1 protein-coding gene is annotated in these 654 nt (G+C 60.6%); it reads left to right on the forward strand.

From position 1 onward, the window contains the following. The coding region (locus ABD931_RS29130) for an L-lactate permease (RefSeq protein ID WP_345271652.1) at positions 1–654 on the forward strand (654 nt) is incomplete at both ends.

Genomic DNA, 654 nt, shown 5'->3' on the forward strand with positions numbered 1-654 from the left:
CTCTCCAATTCCGGTACGGCCCTGCTGCTGACAGGGATCATCTCTCTGCCGCTGGTGGGTCTGAGCTTCCGCGAAGGCGCCCGGATCTACCTGGCTACGGTCACCCAGCTGAGGTATCCCATCATCACGGTAGCCTCGGTGGTGGGCTTTGCCTTTGTGGCCAACAACTCGGGTATGTCCATCACGATGGCGCTGGTGCTGGCCGGTACCGGAGCGCTGTTTCCGTTTTTTTCACCGATACTGGGCTGGCTGGGGGTATTCCTGACGGGCTCGGATACCTCAGCCAACGCCTTGTTCAGCAAGCTCCAGCACACCTCGGCCACGGCCATCGGCATTGATCCGGTGGTGACGGTGGCGGCCAATGCGTCGGGTGGGGTAACCGGCAAGATGATCTCCCCGCAGTCGATCGCGGTGGGGGCGGCTTCGGTGGGGCTGGTGGGGCAGGAGTCGGCCATTTTCCGCTTTACGGTGAAGCACAGCTTTATCATGCTGTTTGTGATCTGTGTGCTGACCACGTTACAGGCGTATGTCATCACCTGGATTATCCCCACTTACAGCCTGGTCGAGACAGCGGCCAAAAGCATAGCCACCGACCTGACCACCGGTTTTGCCTACCTGCTGCTGCTCACCGGCGTGCTGCTGTTGCTGGCCTTA

It is taken from the genome of Nibrella viscosa (genome assembly GCF_039541875.1).
Lineage (GTDB): Bacteria > Bacteroidota > Bacteroidia > Cytophagales > Spirosomataceae > Nibrella > Nibrella viscosa.